Origin of the sequence: Sutcliffiella horikoshii (assembly GCF_021991925.1) — a bacterium.
Classification (GTDB): Bacteria; Bacillota; Bacilli; order Bacillales; family Bacillaceae_I; genus Sutcliffiella_A; species Sutcliffiella_A horikoshii_F.
This window is the reverse complement of the sequence record NZ_RXZI01000001.1, coordinates 661,795-682,082: the sequence shown is the minus strand read 5'-3', so window position 1 is coordinate 682,082 and position 20,288 is coordinate 661,795. Positions and strand designations below refer to the sequence as shown.

Annotated in this window: 17 protein-coding genes; all 17 read right to left on the bottom strand. The window is 42.0% G+C overall.

Annotated features, from left to right (window positions below; genetic code table 11):
• Positions 1–39: 39 nt before the first annotated feature.
• Positions 40–510, bottom strand: coding sequence for a ribosome maturation factor RimP (gene rimP / locus EKQ44_RS03315; protein ID WP_237662548.1), 471 nt, complete (start codon positions 508–510; stop codon positions 40–42).
• Positions 511–982: 472 nt separating this feature from the next.
• A complete protein-coding gene (locus tag EKQ44_RS03310; RefSeq protein WP_414491247.1) occupies positions 983–5,284 on the bottom strand; it encodes a PolC-type DNA polymerase III in 4,302 nt (1,433 codons plus the stop codon).
• A 139-nt stretch (positions 5,285–5,423) separates the two neighbouring features.
• Positions 5,424–7,112 carry a proline--tRNA ligase gene (locus EKQ44_RS03305; RefSeq protein WP_237662102.1) on the bottom strand — a complete coding sequence of 563 codons (1,689 nt, stop codon included), beginning with the start codon at positions 7,110–7,112 and terminating at the stop codon, positions 5,424–5,426.
• A gap of 242 nt (positions 7,113–7,354) precedes the next feature.
• Positions 7,355–8,614: an RIP metalloprotease RseP gene (rseP, locus tag EKQ44_RS03300; RefSeq protein ID WP_237662100.1), complete on the bottom strand. Its 1,260-nt coding sequence runs from the start codon at positions 8,612–8,614 to the stop codon at positions 7,355–7,357.
• A 13-nt stretch (positions 8,615–8,627) separates the two neighbouring features.
• A complete protein-coding gene (gene dxr / locus EKQ44_RS03295) occupies positions 8,628–9,779 on the bottom strand; it encodes a 1-deoxy-D-xylulose-5-phosphate reductoisomerase (RefSeq protein WP_237662098.1) in 1,152 nt (383 codons plus the stop codon).
• Positions 9,780–9,824: 45 nt separating this feature from the next.
• Complete coding sequence (locus EKQ44_RS03290; protein ID WP_237662097.1) at positions 9,825–10,610, bottom strand: phosphatidate cytidylyltransferase; 786 nt, start codon at positions 10,608–10,610, stop codon at positions 9,825–9,827.
• A gap of 18 nt (positions 10,611–10,628) precedes the next feature.
• Positions 10,629–11,402 (bottom strand): isoprenyl transferase, encoded by a 774-nt coding sequence (locus EKQ44_RS03285; protein ID WP_237662096.1) that lies wholly within the window; start codon positions 11,400–11,402, stop codon positions 10,629–10,631.
• Positions 11,403–11,533: 131 nt separating this feature from the next.
• On the bottom strand, positions 11,534–12,091 hold the full coding sequence (frr, locus tag EKQ44_RS03280) for a ribosome recycling factor (RefSeq protein WP_237662094.1): 558 nt from the start codon (positions 12,089–12,091) through the stop codon (positions 11,534–11,536).
• A 2-nt stretch (positions 12,092–12,093) separates the two neighbouring features.
• Entirely contained in the window at positions 12,094–12,816 is a 723-nt protein-coding gene (pyrH, locus tag EKQ44_RS03275) for a UMP kinase (protein ID WP_169292319.1), read from the bottom strand.
• A gap of 342 nt (positions 12,817–13,158) precedes the next feature.
• Positions 13,159–14,040, bottom strand: coding sequence for a translation elongation factor Ts (gene tsf, locus EKQ44_RS03270; protein WP_237662092.1), 882 nt, complete (start codon positions 14,038–14,040; stop codon positions 13,159–13,161).
• A gap of 110 nt (positions 14,041–14,150) precedes the next feature.
• Positions 14,151–14,858, bottom strand: coding sequence for a 30S ribosomal protein S2 (rpsB, locus tag EKQ44_RS03265; RefSeq protein ID WP_060665922.1), 708 nt, complete (start codon positions 14,856–14,858; stop codon positions 14,151–14,153).
• Between the two features lie 158 nt (positions 14,859–15,016).
• On the bottom strand, positions 15,017–15,487 hold the full coding sequence (locus EKQ44_RS03260; protein ID WP_237662091.1) for a DUF6115 domain-containing protein: 471 nt from the start codon (positions 15,485–15,487) through the stop codon (positions 15,017–15,019).
• A gap of 185 nt (positions 15,488–15,672) precedes the next feature.
• Positions 15,673–16,434: a FliA/WhiG family RNA polymerase sigma factor gene (locus EKQ44_RS03255; RefSeq protein WP_237662089.1), complete on the bottom strand. Its 762-nt coding sequence runs from the start codon at positions 16,432–16,434 to the stop codon at positions 15,673–15,675.
• 180 nt (positions 16,435–16,614) lie between these two features.
• Positions 16,615–17,115, bottom strand: a complete 501-nt coding sequence (locus EKQ44_RS03250) for a chemotaxis protein CheD (protein WP_237662087.1) — start codon at positions 17,113–17,115, stop codon at positions 16,615–16,617.
• Positions 17,115–17,741 carry a chemotaxis protein CheC gene (locus EKQ44_RS03245; protein WP_237662086.1) on the bottom strand — a complete coding sequence of 209 codons (627 nt, stop codon included), beginning with the start codon at positions 17,739–17,741 and terminating at the stop codon, positions 17,115–17,117. Before EKQ44_RS03245 ends, EKQ44_RS03250 begins: the two co-directional genes overlap by 1 nt.
• Positions 17,742–17,751: 10 nt before the next feature.
• Entirely contained in the window at positions 17,752–18,201 is a 450-nt protein-coding gene (locus tag EKQ44_RS03240) for a chemotaxis protein CheW (protein WP_237662084.1), read from the bottom strand.
• Positions 18,202–18,225: 24 nt separating this feature from the next.
• On the bottom strand, positions 18,226–20,277 hold the full coding sequence (locus tag EKQ44_RS03235) for a chemotaxis protein CheA (RefSeq protein WP_237662083.1): 2,052 nt from the start codon (positions 20,275–20,277) through the stop codon (positions 18,226–18,228).
• Positions 20,278–20,288 lie beyond the last annotated feature (11 nt).

The following is a 20,288-nucleotide window of genomic DNA, read 5'->3' as shown; positions in this document are numbered from 1 at the left end:
CATCTAGTTCAATGGGACGGTCTGTCAGGTGATAATGTATCAGAACCTGACTGCCAAACGTGCTTTCGCAACCTTTGGATATGGAATGGAAACTTCTTTTTTGCGTGTTTTTATTGTCATGGAGAGTTTGATTGTATCTCCATCGAAGTCAAGAAGGTCTCCTTCGAAAGACTTTAATCCATCAATCGGTTCATAGGTTTTAATATTTACATATTTCCCGACCGCTTTTTCAATGTCTTCCTTTTTCTTTAGAGGGCGCTCTGCACCTGGTGAGGAGACTTCGAGAAAATAATTGTGAGGGATTGGATCTAGTTCATCAAGCTTTTCGCTTAGTTTCTCACTTACTGTCCCGCAATCCTCGATGTCGATCCCGCCTTCTTTGTCGACGAATACACGTAAAAACCAAGAGGATCCTTCTTTTACATATTCAATATCCACTAATTCAACATTCATTTCTTTGACGATAGGAAGAGCAAGATCTTCCACCGTTTCAGTCACATTTTTGCTCATCATTTTCCTCCTTCGCAAGCGCGAGACGATGTGTTTAAAATCTGAACAAAAGACCCTGCCGATAAGCAGGGAATCATAAACAAGCAAGCTTATGTACAGCTGATACGAAATCTAACTTTCCTGTTCCAATTACATAAGAGAACAGGGTGGCCAGAAATATGGGAACACAATACGAAAGAGTGGGTTTCCCCACTCTCTGCTAATTGCCTGTATATAGCATTTCCAATGTAAATATATCATATCCGTAAGGAATATGCAAATCTTTCTAGTGTTTTCAGGGGTTCACGGCCCTTTCGGCTTTCAACTCCCTGTCTCCTTTCGTTACAGATGTTCGCTTTCCGCGGGGCGATGCTCGAGCCTCCTCACTTCGTTGCGGGGTCTCGACCTACCGCTATCTCCCGCCGGAGTCTCACATCTTCCACTTCAGTCAACAGCGTGGACATGGTGGTTGGAACAGGCTTTCCCCTGAATATTAGAATAATGAAAGTTGGTTCTGATCTGGGAGTCCTTCGAGACAGCCATGGTTATCTAGGTACTCCAGAATTGTTTTAGAGATCCTTCCTCTTTGTTGCAGGTCTTCTTTGGACAAGAATTCTCCATCGGCTCTAGAGTTCACGATATTAATCGCTGCATTTGTTCCAAGTCCAGGTATAGAGTTGAATGGAGGGATCAGGGAATCTCCTTCTATTAAGAAATCTGTGGCGCTTGATTTATACAAGTCCACTTTTTTGAATGAGTACCCTCGTTCACTCATTTCCAATGCAAGTTCCATAACAGTGAGTAAGGACTTTTCTTTTGGCGATGCTTCTAAGCCCTTTGCGTTAATTTCTTCCACTACTTTACGGATCGCAGCAGAACCTTTAACCATTGTATCTATATCAAAGTCATCTGCTCGAACTGTAAAATACGCTGCATAGTACATAAGCGGGAAGTGCACTTTGAAATAGGCGATACGGACCGCCATAAGAACATAGGCCGCTGCGTGGGCTTTCGGGAACATGTATTTTATTTTCAAACAGGAATCAATATACCATGCGGGAACATCGTTTTTGATCATTTCCTCTTTGAACTCATCTGACAGCCCTTTTCCTTTTCGGACAGATTCCATGATTTTAAATGCCATGGAAGGGACCAGCCCTTTATAGATAAGATACACCATGATATCATCACGACACCCGATAACCTCACTAAGTGTGCAGGTTTTATTATGGATAAGCTCTTGGGCATTTCCAAGCCAAACGTCCGTACCATGGGAGAGACCGGATATCTGTACAAGTTCTGAGAAAGTGGAAGGTTTCGTATCTTCTAACATCTGACGGACGAAACGGGTCCCAAACTCTGGAATACCAAGTGTTCCGGTTTTACACATGATTTGCTCTTCTGTTACTCCTAGTGAATCCGTCCCGCTGAAAATTTTCATTACATACGGATCATCCGTGGGGATGGTCTTAGGGTCAATGCCACTGAGATCTTGGAGCATTCTTATAACGGTAGGATCATCGTGTCCAAGGATATCCAGCTTAAGCAGATTATCATGGATGGAGTGGAAATCAAAATGGGTCGTTTTCCATTCTGAATTCTGATCATCTGCTGGATACTGGATAGGAGAGAAATCAAATATATCCATGTAATCCGGTACTACGATGATTCCCCCGGGATGCTGTCCCGTCGACCTTCTAACTCCTGTACAACCGGAAGACAGCCTGTCCACTTCTGCGCCACGGAGTATAAGGTTGCGGTCATTGGCATACCCCTTCACATAACCATAGGCTGTTTTATCAGCAACCGTTCCTATTGTACCTGCACGGAATACATAATCCTCGCCGAACAGAACCTTTGTGTAGTTATGGGCTCTCGGCTGATACTCCCCGGAGAAGTTCAAGTCGATATCGGGCACCTTGTCCCCTTTGAAGCCAAGGAAGGTTTCAAACGGGATGTCATGCCCATCCTTTGTAAATGCTTCTCCACAATTCGGGCAGTCTTTATCTGGCAAGTCAAATCCAGAACCAACTGATCCATCATCGAAGAACTCGGATAGTTTACATGATGGACAGACATAATGTGGTGGTAATGGATTAACCTCTGTAATTTCTGTCATCGTTGCAACGAATGAGGAGCCAACAGATCCACGGGAACCTACCAGATAGCCATCATCTAGAGATTTCTTCACTAGCTTCTGCGAGATCAGATAAATTACGGCAAATCCATGACCTATAATACTCTTCAATTCCTTTTCAATCCGCTTTTCCACAATCTCCGGAAGATCTTCCCCATAAATGCTCCTAGCTCTTGAATAGCTCATTTCTCTGATTTCTTCATCAGCACCCTCTATTTTCGGGGTATAAAGATCGTCTTTGATCGGTTTGATTTCCTCTACCATCCCTGCGATCTTTTGCGTATTGGTGACTACAATCTCCTTCGCCTTTTCTTCACCAAGGAACGAAAAGGCTGCAAGCATTTCATCCGTCGTTTTAAAATGGACATCTGGAAGCTGATGCCTGTTTAGAGGATTTGCTCCTGATTGAGACCGTACAAGGATTTCACGGTGGATTTTATCCGTTTCTTTTAAATAATGTACATTTCCTGTTGCTACTACTGGCTTCTCCAGCTTTTCACCGAGTTTTACGATATTGCTGATAATCTCTTTCAGGGCTTTTTCATCTCTCACAAGTTCGAGCTCTAACAAGTGGGCATAATTGCTTGGTGGTTGCACTTCAATATAATCATAGAATTCAGCGATGCCTTCCACTTCATCCGGTGATTTTTGCATCATGCCTTCGAAAACCTCACCCTTATCGCAAGCCGTGCCAACAATGATCCCTTCGCGTAGCTTTTGTAGCTGTGATCGCGGAATCCTTGGGACACGGAAAAAGTAGTTCATGTGTGAGATGGAGACAATTTTAAATATATTTTTTAGTCCAATATCATTTATCGCAAGCAATGTCACATGTGATGGCCTTGCTCGTTTATAGGCATCCGTGGTCCCGGAATGGTCATTCAGTTCATCATGATAGGTAATTCCTTTTTCAAAAGCATCTTTTAGCATTTTCACCAAAAGATATCCTGTTGCCTCCGCATCATAGATTGCCCGGTGATGCTGGGTCAATTCGATATCAAACTTTTTACAGAGGGTGTTCAGCCGGTGATTTTTCAAAGATGGAAAGAGCAGACGCCCCAGCTCCAGCGTATCAATGACAGGGTTTTTGGCTTTACCAAGGCCTATCCGTTGGAATCCGATGTTTAAAAAGCCCATATCAAAGCTTGCATTATGCGCTACGAGAATATCATCTTGCATCCACTCTGCAAAATCCTTTAATACATCTCCCACTTCCGGAGCATCCCTTACCATATCATCGGTAATTCCTGTTAGATTGATGGTGGTAGCCGAAAGGGCATGGTGCGGGTTTGCAAAAGATTCAAACCTGTCGACAATTTCTCCACCTCTCACCTTCACCGCCGCAAGCTCGATAATCGTATCATACATAGCGGATAAACCTGTTGTCTCCACGTCAAAAACGACATAGGTTTCTTCTGCAAGATTACGGTGCGCGGAATTGTAGGCAATTGGGACTCCATCATCCACCAGATTAGCTTCTAAGCCATAAAGGATTTTCACACCGTTCTTCTTACCTGCCGCATATGCTTCGGGATAGGCTTGAGCAACCGCATGATCCGTCACGGCGATTGCTTCATGGCCCCACTTTTTTGCTTGTGCCACCAAAGAGGAAATGGAACTTACGGCATCCATGGTACTCATTGGGGTGTGCAAATGCAGCTCGACCCTTTTTTCTCCCTCTGGTGCTGTGTCCACAATTTCTTTCCCCTTAAACTCATTGATATCATTGGCCATCATGACAAGATCGCGAACGAACGTGTCATTCTGGATGCTTCCCCTAACCTTTAGCCACATTCCTTTTTTGACAGCTTGTAAAAGGGGCACATCCTCCTTATCCCTCGAGAACATTTTCACCATGATGGAATTTGTATAGTCGGTGATTTTGAAGGTCAACAAAGTTCTGCCACTTCGCAGTTCTTTCGTTTCTGCATCAAAAACGTATCCTTGTACCGCTACACGTCTTTCTTCCTCCACAATCTCCGCCAACGTCTTAATTTCAGCGTCGTCCTTAATTGTATAACCGATCATTACCGGCCCGCTGACTGCATTGTCATCCTTAGAAGAATCTTTTTTCTGCATTTCAGTGACTGCAGCCAAAGCCTTCTGTTTATCCTCTTGTTGTTTCTGCTCCACAAACTGTTGATACTCCTCCTCTGAATGGGAAAGGCTTGTATCAAGTATGAATGTTGGGAAACCAAATCCTTCATAGGTGGAACAGATCGTAGAACTGAGCTTTTTTTTCACCGCGATTGCTTCGGCTTCATTTCTGGCTTTTAGCAAAAGCTTGTTTCCTTGCAAAGTCGGAACTTGTCCATTTAAAAGCATCAATAAAGGCGGGGAGCATCCTTGCAGCTCTTTTAGACAGATTGGCCAATAATCCGCAATATAGGAGTTTTCAAATGAACGGTCCTGTACGGACAATGAAAAGGATACATTCGCGATATGTGCAAAACTTTTTGTCAGTTTCTCATAAAAAAGGTCATATACTTTTGCTGGCAGTATTCTTTCCAATACAAAGTGGAAGTGCCAACTTTTACTGGTTTTTTCAACTGTCAGTTTTTCAATTCCAGCCTCTGCAAAGTAAGGAAAAATATCATCACTTGTCAATTCGAGCTGCTGGAGGAGTAAACGAAATCTATCTTTTTTCTCTTGTGACATCTGGTCAAGCAAAGTTCGGTCCCCTTTCCCTTGCATAGTTGAACTTATTTGGTCGTTCTTTTTTCTTTTTCGACATAATGGAAGGTACCGCCAGGATGGGGGTACCTTCGTTTATTATTCAATTCTATTGTACTACAGATTAACGTAGCTTTTGTAATAATTCTTCCACAGTTAATTCTTCCTTGTCTCCTGTTTTTCTCCATTTGACTTCTACCACTTTTTCATCGGCTCTTTTACCTACAGTCACACGAACAGGCAACCCGATTAAGTCGGAGTCGGTAAATTTTACACCAGGGCGTTCTTGGCGATCGTCCATCAGAACGGAAAGGCCTGCATTTCTTAATTCTGCATAGATTTCTTCTGCCAAGGAAGCTTGAGCTTCATTTTTCATATTCACAGGAATCAGATGAGCATCAAAAGGTGTAACTGCCTGTGGCCAAACGATACCATACTCATCGTGATACTGTTCCACGATGGCTGCAAGGACTCGGGAAACCCCAATGCCATAACAACCCATGATCATTGGCTGATTTCTGCCATTCTCGTCTAGGAAGTTCGCTCCCATTGCTTCACTGTAGCGAGTACCAAGCTTGAAAATATGCCCTACTTCTATCCCTTTTGCAAATTGAATGACGCCATATCCATCAGGGGAAAGGTCTCCTTCTTCAATAAAGCGAAGATCTGCATACTGAGCAACTTCAAAATCTTTTGAAGGATTTACGTTTTTATAGTGGACCCCTTCTTCGTTGGCACCTGTTACGGCATTGACCAAATATTCCACAGCCGTATCAGCAACGATTTCCACAGATTCTGGAACATCGATAGGTCCCAAGGAACCAACCGAGCAGCCCATCACCTTTAGCACTTCATCCGCGGTAGCAGTTTCAACAACAGATGCCTGGTAAAGGTTTTTCACCTTTACATCATTTATTTCATGGTCTCCTCTTGCTAACACCAATACATATTTCTCGTCTACCTTGAAGACAATGGATTTGATCAGGTCTGATTTCTTCATTTGCAAGAAGCTTGCCACTTCTGCTATTGTTTTTTGTCCCGGAGTGCTTACCTTTTCCTTGTCTAAAGGAGCGTCTGATTTCTTTTCATAGTTGGCAACAACCGGAGCCATCTCAATATTCGCTGCATAAGAGGACTCATTCGAGTAGGCAATGGTGTCTTCTCCGATTTCAGAAAGAACCATGAACTCGTGTGTATCTTTTCCACCCATCGCACCGGAGTCGGCGATGACGGCACGGAAATTCAAGCCGAGTCTTGTGAAGATATTGGAATAAGCGGTAAACATCTTTTCGTAAGTATCATCCAAGGATTCTGCATTGGCATGGAAGGAATAGGCATCCTTCATCAGGAATTCCCGCCCTCTTAAAAGCCCAAAACGCGGGCGTTTCTCGTCACGAAACTTGGTTTGGATTTGATAAAGCGATAAAGGAAGTTTTTTATAGGACTTTACTTCATCCCTTACAAGAGTTGTAATTACTTCCTCGTGCGTGGCTCCAAGTGCGAATTCCCGATTGTGTCGGTCATTCAGCCTCATTAATTCCGGACCATAAGAATACCATCTTCCGGATTCCTGCCATAGTTCCGCGGCTTGCATGGCTGGCATAAGCAGTTCCACTGCATCGGCGTTCTCCATTTCTTCTCTTACAATATCTTCCACTTTCTTTAGCACCTTCTTCCCTAATGGAAGAAAGCTATAAATGCCACTCGTGTTTTGGCGGATAAATCCTGCTCGAAGCAGTAGTTGGTGACTTTTGACCTCAGCGTCTGCTGGTACTTCTCTTAGAGTTGGAATTAGCATGTTACTTTGTTTCATTTCTACACCCCATAACCATTTCTATTGTAATTATGTAATTTGCGAATTTCCCCTGTTGACTGAAGTGCAAGGTAAGAGACTCCTGCGGGGAATAACGGTTGGTTGAGACCCCGCAACGAAGTGAGGAGGCTCAAGCATCGTCCCGCGGAAAGCGATTACCTGGAACGGAAGTCAATAGGGTGTTAAAAAAGAAAACTTGCACCACATTTCATGATGCAAGTCCATGTGCTTATGTTTCTATTTTACAGGAAGAATTTCTGAATGTCATTCCATGTTACAACTAGCATTAATAGCATAAGTAAAGCAAACCCGATAAAGTGCACAAGCCCTTCCTTATGGCGGTCAACCGGTTTTCCTCTGACTGCTTCTGCAGCGAAGAACATAAGCCTTCCACCATCTAATGCCGGGATTGGCAGAAGATTGATGATTCCTAGATTGATGCTAAGGACGGCAGCCCATCTCATCAATAGGAATACACCGGATTCGGCCACCACTTCAGTCGATTTATAGATTCCGACAGGTCCTGATAACATGTCTAACGAGAACTGACCAGTAATCAATTTCCCTAACCCAATCACAATCTCTTTCGACCAGTTATAGGTTTCTGAAGCAGCCTTAGGGAATGACCCCCAGAAAGATTTCTCCATTGGCATGTAGACCCCGATGATTCCCCGGGTTTCTCCTTCAATGGTCTCGGCTTTCGGTGTTATCGGTATGTTTACAGATTGGCCGTTTCTTTCCACCATGAACTGAAGTTCCTCACCTGGATTGACTTGAATGATTTTCACCACTTCTTCCCAGGTTGATACTTCTGTGTCATCGATTGCCACAACTTTATCTCCTTGTTGAAGTCCAGCTGCCTGTGCAGCTCCGTCAGGCGTCAATTCACCGATTACTGACTCATTGACCGGATATCCTTGAACCATGCCAAGGAACGTGAAAATAAAGAATGCCAAAATGAAATTCATCATTGGCCCAGCAAAAATCGCCATCGTTCGTTGCCCTAATGTCTTGGAACCAAATTGCCTGTTATATGGGGCGTTCTGGATTTCCTGGCCATCCATGACAAAGTAAGACTCCTCACTTACTTTGTACTCTTTCAAAAGTTCTTCTTCATTCAATTCATATCCTCTGATGACGAGTTCCTTTTCAAGGTCTGCATGCTCGACCTCGATGACCTTTGCATCCGGGTGCTTGTCTTTGTTGTTGACAACCACTTTGTTGACTTCCCCTTTGGCATTGAATAAAAGCCCAATGTGATAGCCTGGCTTGATTTCAATCGTTTCCGGATCTTCCCCGGCCATCCTCACAAAACCGCCAATTGGAAGAAGCCTTATCGTATAAACTGTTTCATTTTTCTTGAAGGAAAAAACCTTTGGACCAAAACCGATGGCAAATTCCCTACAAAGTATGCCGGCCCTTTTGGCAAATACAAGATGCCCAAGTTCATGTACAAAAACGAGCACTCCAAAAATGATGATAAAAGCGATAACAGTATTCACGAGATTTCCACCTCTAATCTATTAGTGAACGAACATATTGCCGTGTTTCCGAGTCTACTTCTTTAATGGTCTCTAAATCTGGATTCATTTGAAGCGAATGTTTTGACATGGCATTTTCAATGAATGTTTCTATGGTTAAAAAGTCGATTTTCCCGTTTAGGAAAGCGTCAACCGCAACTTCATTTGCTGCATTTAATACAGTGGTCATGGTTCCGCCTGCTTTACCTGCCTCAAAAGCATATTCTAGACAGCGGAATCGGTCAAAGTCCATCTTTTCGAAATGCAATTTTCCCATCTCCATAAAATTCAGCCTTTTCCCTGTAGGGTGAGGCAACCTGTCTGGATATGTCAATGCATACTGGATGGGCACCCTCATATCTGGTGTTCCCAACTGGGCAATGATACTTGTATCATGAAATTCCACCATCGAGTGGATGACACTTTCCCTATGGAGTACCACTTGAATATCATTATAAGGGATATTAAATAGCCAATGGGCTTCAATTACCTCCAACCCCTTATTCATCATAGTGGCAGAGTCGATCGTGATTTTCGCTCCCATGGACCAGTTCGGATGATTCAGGGCATCTTTCCTTGTTACCCCCTTCAATTGTTCCCTTGTCCGGTCGCGAAAGCTTCCACCTGACGCAGTCAAAATGAGACTTTCGATATTCTTTTCCTTTTCTCCTTGCAAACATTGATAAATAGCTGAATGTTCACTATCGACAGGTAAGATTGGTACATGATGCTTCCTCGCAGCTGCCATTACAATATGGCCTGCTGTAACAAGGGTCTCCTTGTTGGCAAGGGCGATTACCTTTTTACTTTCGATGGCATGCAATGTAGGAACAAGTCCAACGCTTCCCATGACGGCATTCACCAAAATATCTGCCTCTTTTAGGGTCGCCACTTCGATCAACCCTTCTTCTCCATAGACAAAACGGGTTTGTGTGGAAGCGAATTGCCGTTTCAACGCTTCACAGTCCTCCTTCGTTTGAACGGATACGACTACAGGAGAAAATTCGATGATTAATTCTTGGGCAACTTTGATATTTCCACCCACACTGAAAGCCAGTAACTGAAATTGATCCTTATGTTGTCTGATTACATCTATTGTTTGTATCCCTATTGAGCCTGATGCTCCCAATAAACTGATTTTCCTCACCCAACACTCACCTCTCCAAACAAAAACCTTCTTCTACCAAATGTGTCAGAAAAGAAAGATATGTATAAAATGTAATAGTGGTAATACGAAAAGAAGGCTGTCGAATCGATCCAAGATACCACCGTGCCCAGGCAGAATGGAACCTGAATCCTTAATTTTGTAATGCCTTTTTAAAGCAGACTCTACCAAATCGCCAATTTGTCCAAAAATGGAAAGCAGGCATGCGATCAGGATGGTAATGAGCAAGGAATGTTCAAATCCGACGGTGAATTGAAAAGCAATTGCCACAATAACCGCACATATTACCCCACCAAGTGAACCCTCCACGGTCTTATTTGGACTGATATCAGGCCACAATTTTGTTTTCCCCATTGACTTACCAATGAAATATGCCCCTGAATCGGTTGTCCAAATTACGAATAAAGCAAAAAACACATAAGCAAGAGCAAGTTCCCTGATTTCTATGAAATAGTAGAATCCTAACCCTACATATAATGTTGAAATCAGCAAAAATCCAACATCATCAAACGTGAATTTATTCTTAGAAAGAACGGTATAGGAAAGTAACAACAGCAAAATGAGAAGCAAAAATTCCATTTTGGTTAAAACAAACCCTGATATCATTCCCGAGGGGATCAATAGAAACCATAAAAGTAGCAAGGAAAGTACACCTGGTACACTTGCTATAGACATCTGCTTCATTCTCATTGCTTCAAAAAGACCTACAGATGCCAAAATATAGATAAAAATGACAAAAGGGAAATCCCCATAGATAACGATTGGTAAAAAGACCGCTGCTGCAATGGCAGCTGTAATGATTCTTTGTTTCATTGTATGTCCAACACCTTCTTATATACCACCAAATCTTCGCCCGCGCATTTGAAAACTATTAATTGCCTCATATAAGTGGTTTTCATCAAAATCAGGCCATAGTACGTCTGTAAAATAAAATTCAGCATATGCCAATTGCCATAGCATGAAGTTGCTTAATCGTATTTCCCCGCTTGTACGTATGAGAAGATCTGGATCTGGTAATAAATTGCTGAAAAGATATTCAGAAAACATCTCTTCTGTTAATTGATCAGTTGTAAGCTCGTTATCTTTGATAGCGACAGCTACATCTTTGACGGCACGTAAGATCTCGTCACGCCCCCCATAATTTAATGCAAAGTTGAGAATGAGTCCAGTATTATCCTTTGTCTTCTCGATTGCATTTTCAACCGCACGCAGTGTGTGTTCGGGAAGGTCGGATTTGTTTCCCATAAGCCTGACTTGCACATTTTCCTCCATTAGTTCTGGTAGAAATGTCCCTAAGAATTCTTCTGGCAGTTTCATTAGAAAATCCACCTCAAGCTTGGGTCTTTTCCAGTTTTCCGTAGAGAAAGCATACATAGTGAGAACTTTTACACCTAGGCCATTTGCCGCCTTTGTTATTTTCCTTACTGTTTTCATTCCTTCATGATGTCCGGCTACTCTTGGTAGTGCACGCTTTTTTGCCCATCTTCCATTTCCGTCCATGATAACGGCTATATGTTCTGGAATGGGGTGTTTCTCGATTTCTTCTTTCAAGCTAAGCGATTTAGAGGTTTCTTTGCCTCTCCACTCTTGTATTTTCTTCAGCATAAAAATCCTCCATTAAAAATAAACAGATGTACCAAGAAGGCTTCAGTCCATTTATAGTAACAGTATTAACAAAAAAACCCCCTGTAAACATTAGAGGGTCTTTCCATCTTTCTATTTTACATGTAAATCGCTTATACTTCCATGATTTCTTTTTCTTTTTCTTTTGTAACGGTATCAACCTTGGCGATAAACGCATCTGTCTGCTTCTGGATGTCATCCGTATAGCCGCGTAATTCGTCTTCTGTGATCTCACCATTCTTCTCAAGTTTCTTCAGATCATCATTCCCATCACGACGGATATTGCGGATACCCACTTTCGCTTCTTCGGATATTTTCTTGATCTGTTTAACCAGTTCCTTACGTCTTTCTTCAGTCAAAGCAGGAATGGAAATACGGATCACTGAACCATCATTGGAAGGATTTAATCCTAGGTCTGCTTTGATGATTGCTTTTTCAATATCACCCAAAGAAGATTTATCATAAGGTTGAACCACTAGAAGTCTTGCTTCGGGTACATTCATAGAAGCCAATTGATTAACTGGAGTCGGAGCACCATAATAATCGACTGTTACTTTGTCCAATAATGCAGCACTAGCACGCCCTGCACGGATTGTCGCTAATTCTCTGGAATAAGCTTGTACCGCTTTTTCCATTCTGTCTTTCGTTTGAGCAATAACTTGAGTTGCCATAATTATTTCCCCCTCACAATCGTTCCGATATTTTCGCCTAACACTACTCGTTTGATATTTCCTTCTTCCATGATGGAGAAAACGATGATTGGTATATCGTTGTCCATACATAAGGAAGATGCAGTGGAGTCCATGACAGCTAGTCCTTCACGTAAAACATCTAGATAAGATAAAGTATCATACTTCGTTGCAGTCGCATCAATAGTAGGATCTGCACTATACACTCCATCCACGTTGTTCTTCGCCATCAAAATAACATCTGCTTCGATTTCTGCTGCACGCAACGCTGCAGTAGTATCTGTGGAGAAGTATGGGTTTCCTGTTCCTGCTGCGAAGATGACTACACGTTTTTTCTCTAAGTGACGAATTGCTTTTCTTCTGATGTAAGGTTCAGCAACCTGGCGCATTTCAATAGATGTTTGAACGCGTGTTTGCACACCTGAGTTTTCTAAACTATCCTGCAGTGCCAAGGAGTTCATAACAGTTGCTAGCATGCCCATGTAATCTGCTGATGCACGGTCCATACCCATTTCACTGCCGACTTTTCCTCTCCAGATGTTTCCGCCGCCTACGACAACAGCTACTTCTACACCTAGTTCAGTTAGTTCTTTTACTTGTTGGGATACAGATTTGATAACAGTAGGGTTAATGCCGAAGCCTTGTTCACCTGCAAGTGCTTCACCGCTTAGTTTTAGTACGATACGTTGATATTTAGCTTGAGCCATATTAACCTCCATTAATAAAAGGGTTTGATTGCGAATCTGTTAAACTCCGCTGTTGATTTCCGCAAAAGGCTTCACTTTCCACGGGGCGACCTTGAGCCTCCTCGGCAAGCCTGCGGGGACTCAACATTGTCGCTACTCCCCCGTAGGACAAGGAAGGCTTCGACAATGATTCTTCGCACGAAGAAAATGCGCAGCATTTTCGAGGAGTCTCCACCTTTTGCTCCAATCACCAGCTAGAATATTTCAAGTGCTAATACTTACACTTTAACAGAATCAGTATAAAATATTTTTCCTAAAAAGAGGAACACATATTGTGTTCCCCTCTTATATATGTTGTTCCTCTTATTTTTTTACTTGGCTCATTACTTCTTCAGCAAAGTTGTCTTGGCGTTTTTCGATTCCTTCTCCAACTTCGTAACGGATGAAGGATTTTACAGTAGCGCCTTTGCTTTCTACGAACTGACGTACTTTCATGTCAGGATTCTTAACGAAAGTTTGGTCTAGTAGGCAGATATCTTCGAAGTATTTTCCAAGACGGCCTTCTACCATTTTAGCTACGATGTTTTCTGGCTTACCTTCGTTTAAAGCCTGTTCAGTTAGTACTTTGCGCTCGCGGTCTGCTTCTTCTTGAGAAACTTCGTCACGAGAGATGTATTTAGGGTTGATCGCAGCGATGTGCATAGCAACGTCTTTTGCAGCAGCTTCATCAGTAGTGCCTTCAAGAAGAGTTAATACACCGATACGTCCGCCCATGTGCAAGTATGCACCGAATGCGTCTGCGTCAGATTTTGTAACGATTGTGTAGCGACGAAGAGTCAATTTCTCTCCGATTTTAGCGATTGCAGAGTTGATGTGCTCAGAAACTGCAACACCGTTGTCCATTTTTGTTTCAAGAGCAGCTTCTACAGACTCAGGCTTGTTGGAGATAAGGAATTCTCCCAATTCATTTACAAGCGTTTTGAAACCTTCGTTTTTCGCAACAAAGTCAGTCTCGGAGTTCACTTCAAGGATAACAGCTTCGTTTCCTTTAGTTACGATAGCAGTTAGACCTTCCGCAGCGATGCGATCTGTTTTCTTTGCAGCTTTCGCAATACCTTTTTCACGCAAGAAATCGATTGCTTTTTCCATGTCACCGTTTGTTTCTGTTAACGCTTTTTTGCAATCCATCATGCCAGCGCCAGTTTTTTCACGTAATTCTTTTACCATTTGAGCAGTAACAGCCATTGTTCATTTCCTCCTTAGGATATGTAAATAATTTTATAACGAATGTCATATTTTCCAAAAAAAAGTGATAAAAGGCTTTCCCCTCTTATCACCTTTTTTCTTAAATCAAATTATGCAGTAGTTGTAGCTGTCTCTTCGCCTTGTTTAGCTTCTAAGATAGCGTCTGCCATTTTACCAGTTAATAGTTTAACCGCGCGAATAGCATCGTCGTTTGCAGGAATTACAACATCGATCTCGTCCGGATCACAGTTAGTGTCAACGATACCAACGATAGGGATGTTTAATTTTCTTGCTTCCGCAACAGCGATACGCTCTTTGCGTGGATCGATGATGAACAATGCATCAGGAAGACCTTTCATGTCCTTGATACCGCCCAAGAATTTCTCAAGACGCTCAAGCTCTTTCTTCAACATTACAACTTCTTTCTTAGGAAGTACTTCGAAAGTACCGTCTTCTTGCATTTTTTCAATTGCTTTAAGACGGGAGATACGCTTTTGGATTGTTTCAAAGTTAGTTAATGTTCCACCTAACCAACGTTGGTTAACGTAGTACATTCCGGAACGTTCTGCTTCTTCCTTCACAGAATCTTGAGCTTGCTTTTTAGTACCAACGAATAATACTGTTCCGCCGTTACCTGCAAGTTCTTTAACGAAGTTGTAAGCTTCTTCAACCTTTTTCACAGTCTTTTGAAGGTCGATGATGTAGATGCCGTTACGCTCAGTGAAGATGTATCTCTTCATTTTTGGGTTCCAGCGACGAGTTTGGTGACCGAAGTGTACACCAGCTTCTAATAGTTGCTTCATAGAAATTACTGACATGTTATATTCCTCCTAATGGTTTTTTTTCCTCCGTCAACGTCATCTCCAAGCAAAACTGACGAATCAGCACCAATGCTTAGATCGGCAAACGTGTGAATTTATAACACCGAAAATAAATATATCACAATCACTTTTCACAATCAAGTTTTAAATAGATTTCATTGTCGAAATTTCAGCAGTAATTCTATTTCCGTTTTCCCTTTGTTAAGCTTTCTGGCAATTTCTTCAGATGTTTTTCCCTCTTTATGGAGATAGAGCACTTGATCTTTTATATCCCAATCTTCAAAAGCCTTCTGTTTTAGCTGTGGTTCTTTGTTGATCTCCAGGCTTTCTTGTGCAAGTAGATCCTTAACATCCGTAGGTGAAAGATTGTCTTCTTTTTCATCAAATCTTTCCATAGTGTTGTCAGTTTTCTCAGTGGGATTTTCATTTAGCCTATTCAGGAAAATGGTATTCTCTTCTTTCATTTCGAGTACATAACTGCTTATAGTATCTTCAGCTTCCTGAAGAAGACGTCGATATTCCTGTTCTAGCTGTTGTACGTTGGAAAATTTAATGTAAAGCAAGATAATAAAAAAAATTGCAAGGAGTATTAATGCGAAGTTTACGATGGTAAAGATTATTAACATGTTCTCACAGTCCTTTTTACAATGGGTAGGTTCGTATTTTTGTTTACACCGTGATAGTTCTTACCTTCATGCTCTCTTTCCTATAGTATAAAAATTACTGCCTGCATAATTTCCATGTATGTAAGCACTCAAAAATCCTATTGCCGGCTGAATGATTAAGATCAGCCGGCTATGTGTCCAGTTTATCATACCGGATCTAGTTGTTTCCTTAATTTAAAGATTGCCTTGGAATGTATCTGGGAGATACGGGATGTGGTAAGCCCAAGTACTTGTCCAATTTCCGTAAGTGTCAGTTCCTCTTTATAAAACAAGCTGATTACAATTTGCTCATTCTCTGTCAAACTTTCAATATGACGGATGAGCTGCTGGATGGCTTCGGACTTGATGAGTGCCTCCTCGGGAGAGATGGTCTTTTCGTCCTTGAGGACATATGTGCCTTGGGACACTTCATCGTTCTCCTTCGGCATTTCGTCCATGGAGAGGATGTTGGAGTAAAATACCTCGTGCAGCACAGTTGCCACTTCTTCTTCTGGCATTCCGAGATGCAATGCCACTTCTTCCAAGGTGGCATTCCTCATCAGGCTTTGTTCAAGCTTCTCCAAAGTGGACTCAATTCGCTTTGCCTTCTCCCTTACACTCCTAGGAAGCCAATCCTCTTTTCTTAATCCATCTATAATAGATCCTCTGATCCTAAATGAAGCGTAAGTATCAAACTTCAAGTCCCGCGAAGGGTCAAATTTTTCAATAGCATCAAACAAGCCCATGAAAGCCAAGCTTTTCAATTCTTCCCTTTTCACACTTTTAGGAAGGCCTGTTGAGATCCGCTGCACATGGTAATGGACAAGAGGCATGTATTTCTTTACAAGAAAATCTCCAGCATCGGGATCTTTTTTTGTTTTCCATAGATTCCAGTAAGTGGAATCATTTGTTGAAGTTGAAGTAGTCATGGCTTTCCTCCTAATATAATCCTAGGCTCTTACCTCAAAGATTGTTGCTATTCACTAGTAAAAAGTCAGCCATTGGACTTTTCACTTGTACTTACTCTAAAATTTGCAGCCGTATATGTAATACTGCAGGCAAAGAGCAACAAAATTTTCGTAAAGTGCCTAATCCTAAGACCGAAAGCATTAGATGTAACGAACTCCTTTATTTACTGTTTTTATCATCAGTTTCCCATTTTCAGGATTAAACTCTATGGTCCTTCCGTTGTTTCCTCCGCAATCTTCACTGATAAGCGGAATATGCAAGGCTGCCAATTTCTCTTTCACCGCTTCCACATTTCTCGGTCCGATCCTCATCATTTCACTGGTTGGGCTACTGAACTGAAACATCTGTGCTCCCCCTGCAATCTTGGCCTTCATGCTATAAGGCTTTAACCCCTTTAAAAGGAGTGATTCCACAAGATGTACGATTCCTGTATCTGCATATTTATCCACATTGATATCTGTCAGCCGGGACAAGCTTGAATCAGGCAGCATCACATGGACCATTCCGGCAGTTTTAGTGATGGCGTCAAAAATAACAACCCCTACGCAGGAACCAAGACCTGAAGTACGTATAAGTTGCGGAGCAATGGCAATACCCATTTCTGCAATACCTACTTTAACGACAGTTGCTAGCTCTTGCATTATTTCTCACCCAAAGCTGCCAGAATCTTCTCGAACGAATCTGGATATGGGATAAGGAAAAAATGACCTTTTGTCTTTTGAATCAGATTATCCGTCGTTTCCGTCAATTCTGTATCGATGAAAATAGAATGGTCACTGAATTGTGATATTTCCAAGAGACCCGTGACTACAATAGCCCCCACCATGTCAATGGTTACCTCTGGTACAGAAGGAGTCACCACCAACCCAATGCATTCTGATAACGCGGTCAAATAATGGGCGGATATGATATTTCCAACCTCCTGAAGAGCAGAAAGGCCAAGTTCATGTGATGGGAGGTTCTGCTCGGTTAACTGGTTGTCTTGTATAAGTTGCTTGACGAGTTTAGTGGCATCTTCAATGGAAAGGACAAAGAATAGACTTCCGGACAACTCTCCCTCCATTCGTAAGAAGACAGCTGCAACAGGTCTGTCGGAGCCTCCCATGAGGTCCATCATTTCATTGAACGAGACTATTCGCGCGAGTGGAACATTCATATTTATTTCCTTATCCACTAGCTGGGACAAGGCGGTTGCAGCATTTCCAGCGCCTATGTTTCCCAGTTCTTTAAGGAGATCCAATTCATTCAGTTTCTCTATATTATTCATTCTTCCTGCCTCATCCCTTGAGCTGTTCCAGTTGGAGGACTTCATCTAAATCTAGACATACAAAAAGTCTTTTATCGATTTTCACAACACCTTTTACATATTTGTTCTCCACAGAGCCGACAACATCTGGTGCAGGCTCTATTGTATCTTCCGTTATGTCAACGACGTCATTTGCTGCATCCACAATAAATCCAACCTCCAAATCCTCCATAACGGTAATGATGATCCGGGATGATTCTGAAGGGGAAGTCATCTCCAGATCAAAGCGGGAACGCAGATCTATGATGGGAATGATGACTCCTCTAAGATTAATAACCCCTTTAATATATGGAGCGACATTGGGTACACGCGTTATTGGCATCAACTTTTCAATAGAACGTACTTGCTGTACAGGGATCGCATATTCCTCTCCCTTTAGTTCAAAAACGATAAGCTTCATCTTCTGTAAGGTTTCCTGCATCTTTTTTTCCTCCTATCTTTTAGATTATTTAATCAACGCGTTACAATCTACAATAAGTGCGACTTGGCCATCACCTAGGATGGTCGCCCCGCTAATCGCAAATGTGGAGTTGAGATATTGCCCTAATGCCTTTAGGACCACTTCCTGCTGTCCGATGAAGGAATCTACTACCAACGCTGCAATCCGTTCCCCTTTTTTCACTAAAACAAGAGAATATAGCTCTGGTTGATCATCTTCATTATTATTTTTTTCCACCTGGAAGACTTTATCTAAATGTATTACCGGTACAATTTTGCCTCTAAAATCAATCACTTCTTGATTATGAGCGGTCAAGATTTCTTCTTTTTTTATAATGGCTGTCTCAATGATGGAAGATAGCGGAATCGCATATTTTTCGTTTTCAATCTCTGTCAATAATACCGAGATGATGGAAAGAGTTAATGGCAACTGAATAGAAAAAGTCGTTCCATTACCTTCTGCTGAATCGATCGTGATTCTTCCTCCAAGTGATTCAATCGTGTTTTTCACTACATCAAGTCCTACTCCTCGACCTGATATGTCGGAAATGACTTCCGCAGTGGAGAAACCGGACGACAGAATTAGTTGATATACTTCCTGATCACTCAGCCTTTCTGCATCCTGTTCGGATATGACCCCTTTACTTATTGCTTTGTTAAGTACCTTCACTCTCGAAATACCGGCACCATTATCGATAATTTCAATAAAAACATGATTTCCACTATGGTAGGCTTTTAGGGTGATTTTCCCTTCCTCAGGCTTACCATTTGCATTTCGTACTTCCGGAGTTTCAATGCCATGGTCGATCGCGTTACGTAAAAGGTGGACCAAAGGATCCCCAATTTCATCCATCACCGTTCTATCAAGCTCGGTTTCCGCGCCTATAATATGGATATCCACTTTTTTACCCAAGTCCCTTGCTAATTGCCTTACCATTCTAGGGAATCTGTTAAAGACCGTATCAATAGGAACCATGCGCATGTTCAAGATGATATTCTGAAGGTCATTGGAAATCCGCGACATTCTTTCAACCGTTTCAGTTAATTCTGATTCATTAAGTTCCTTGGAGATCTGCTCTAGCCTACCTCTGTCTATTACCAGTTCTTCAAATAGATTCATCAATCCATCCAGACGATCAATGCTTACTCTGATGGTTTTGTTGGATAATGCATTCCCTTTTGACGGGGTTGCCTTTTTTTCATCAGGCTTCTTTATGTGGGCAACCGCTGAAGCAGTTTCCTCCTGGGCCGATAAAGCCTCTTGAATGGCTGTTTCAGTCTGACTTTCCTTATCTGTCGTTGCGAGCGATTTAGTATCCAACTTGATAACTTTGACATAATCAAGTTCTGAAACCTTCATGATTTTAGCTTCTATGCTACTTGCCTCTTCTTTTGCGACCATCGTAATCTGGAAGCTATGGTCAAATTTCTCCTCTTCCAACATTTCCACGGAAGGGTTGCTTTTGATCACTTCCCCGATTCCTTCCACCACTTCAAACACCATGAATACTCTGGCAGCCTTTAGAAGGCAATCCTCCCTCAAACTTACTGTGATCTCATATGGGAAGTAGCCCAGTTCTTCTGATTGCTGCATGATCGTAAGCTCATAGGAGTCATAAGAGTGGTCATTGTGATCATTGCCGTCCTTGCCTTCTGATGCATCAAGTGTCAAGAACTCTTCTCCTTTTTCAATCTTAACTAGGAGATCCACCACATCCTTCACATCTTTTCTTCCGTCTCCTCCCTCTGAAATGGAAATCACCATCTCTTCCAGATACTCAACAGAGCGAAAAATAACATCTAATAGATTAGCAGTGACAGTCAATTTGCTATTACGAATCAAATCGAGCACATTCTCCATTTGATGGGTTAAACTGGCAAGATCTTCATATCCCATTGTTGCGGACATTCCTTTGAGGGTGTGCGCAGAACGGAAAATTTCATTAACAATTTCAGTGTTTTTCGGTTGTTTCTCCAACTCCAATAACTGATTATTGATCGTTTGCAAATGCTCCTTACTCTCTTCTAAAAAAATATCTAAATATTGATTTAAGTCCATACCTTGCACCC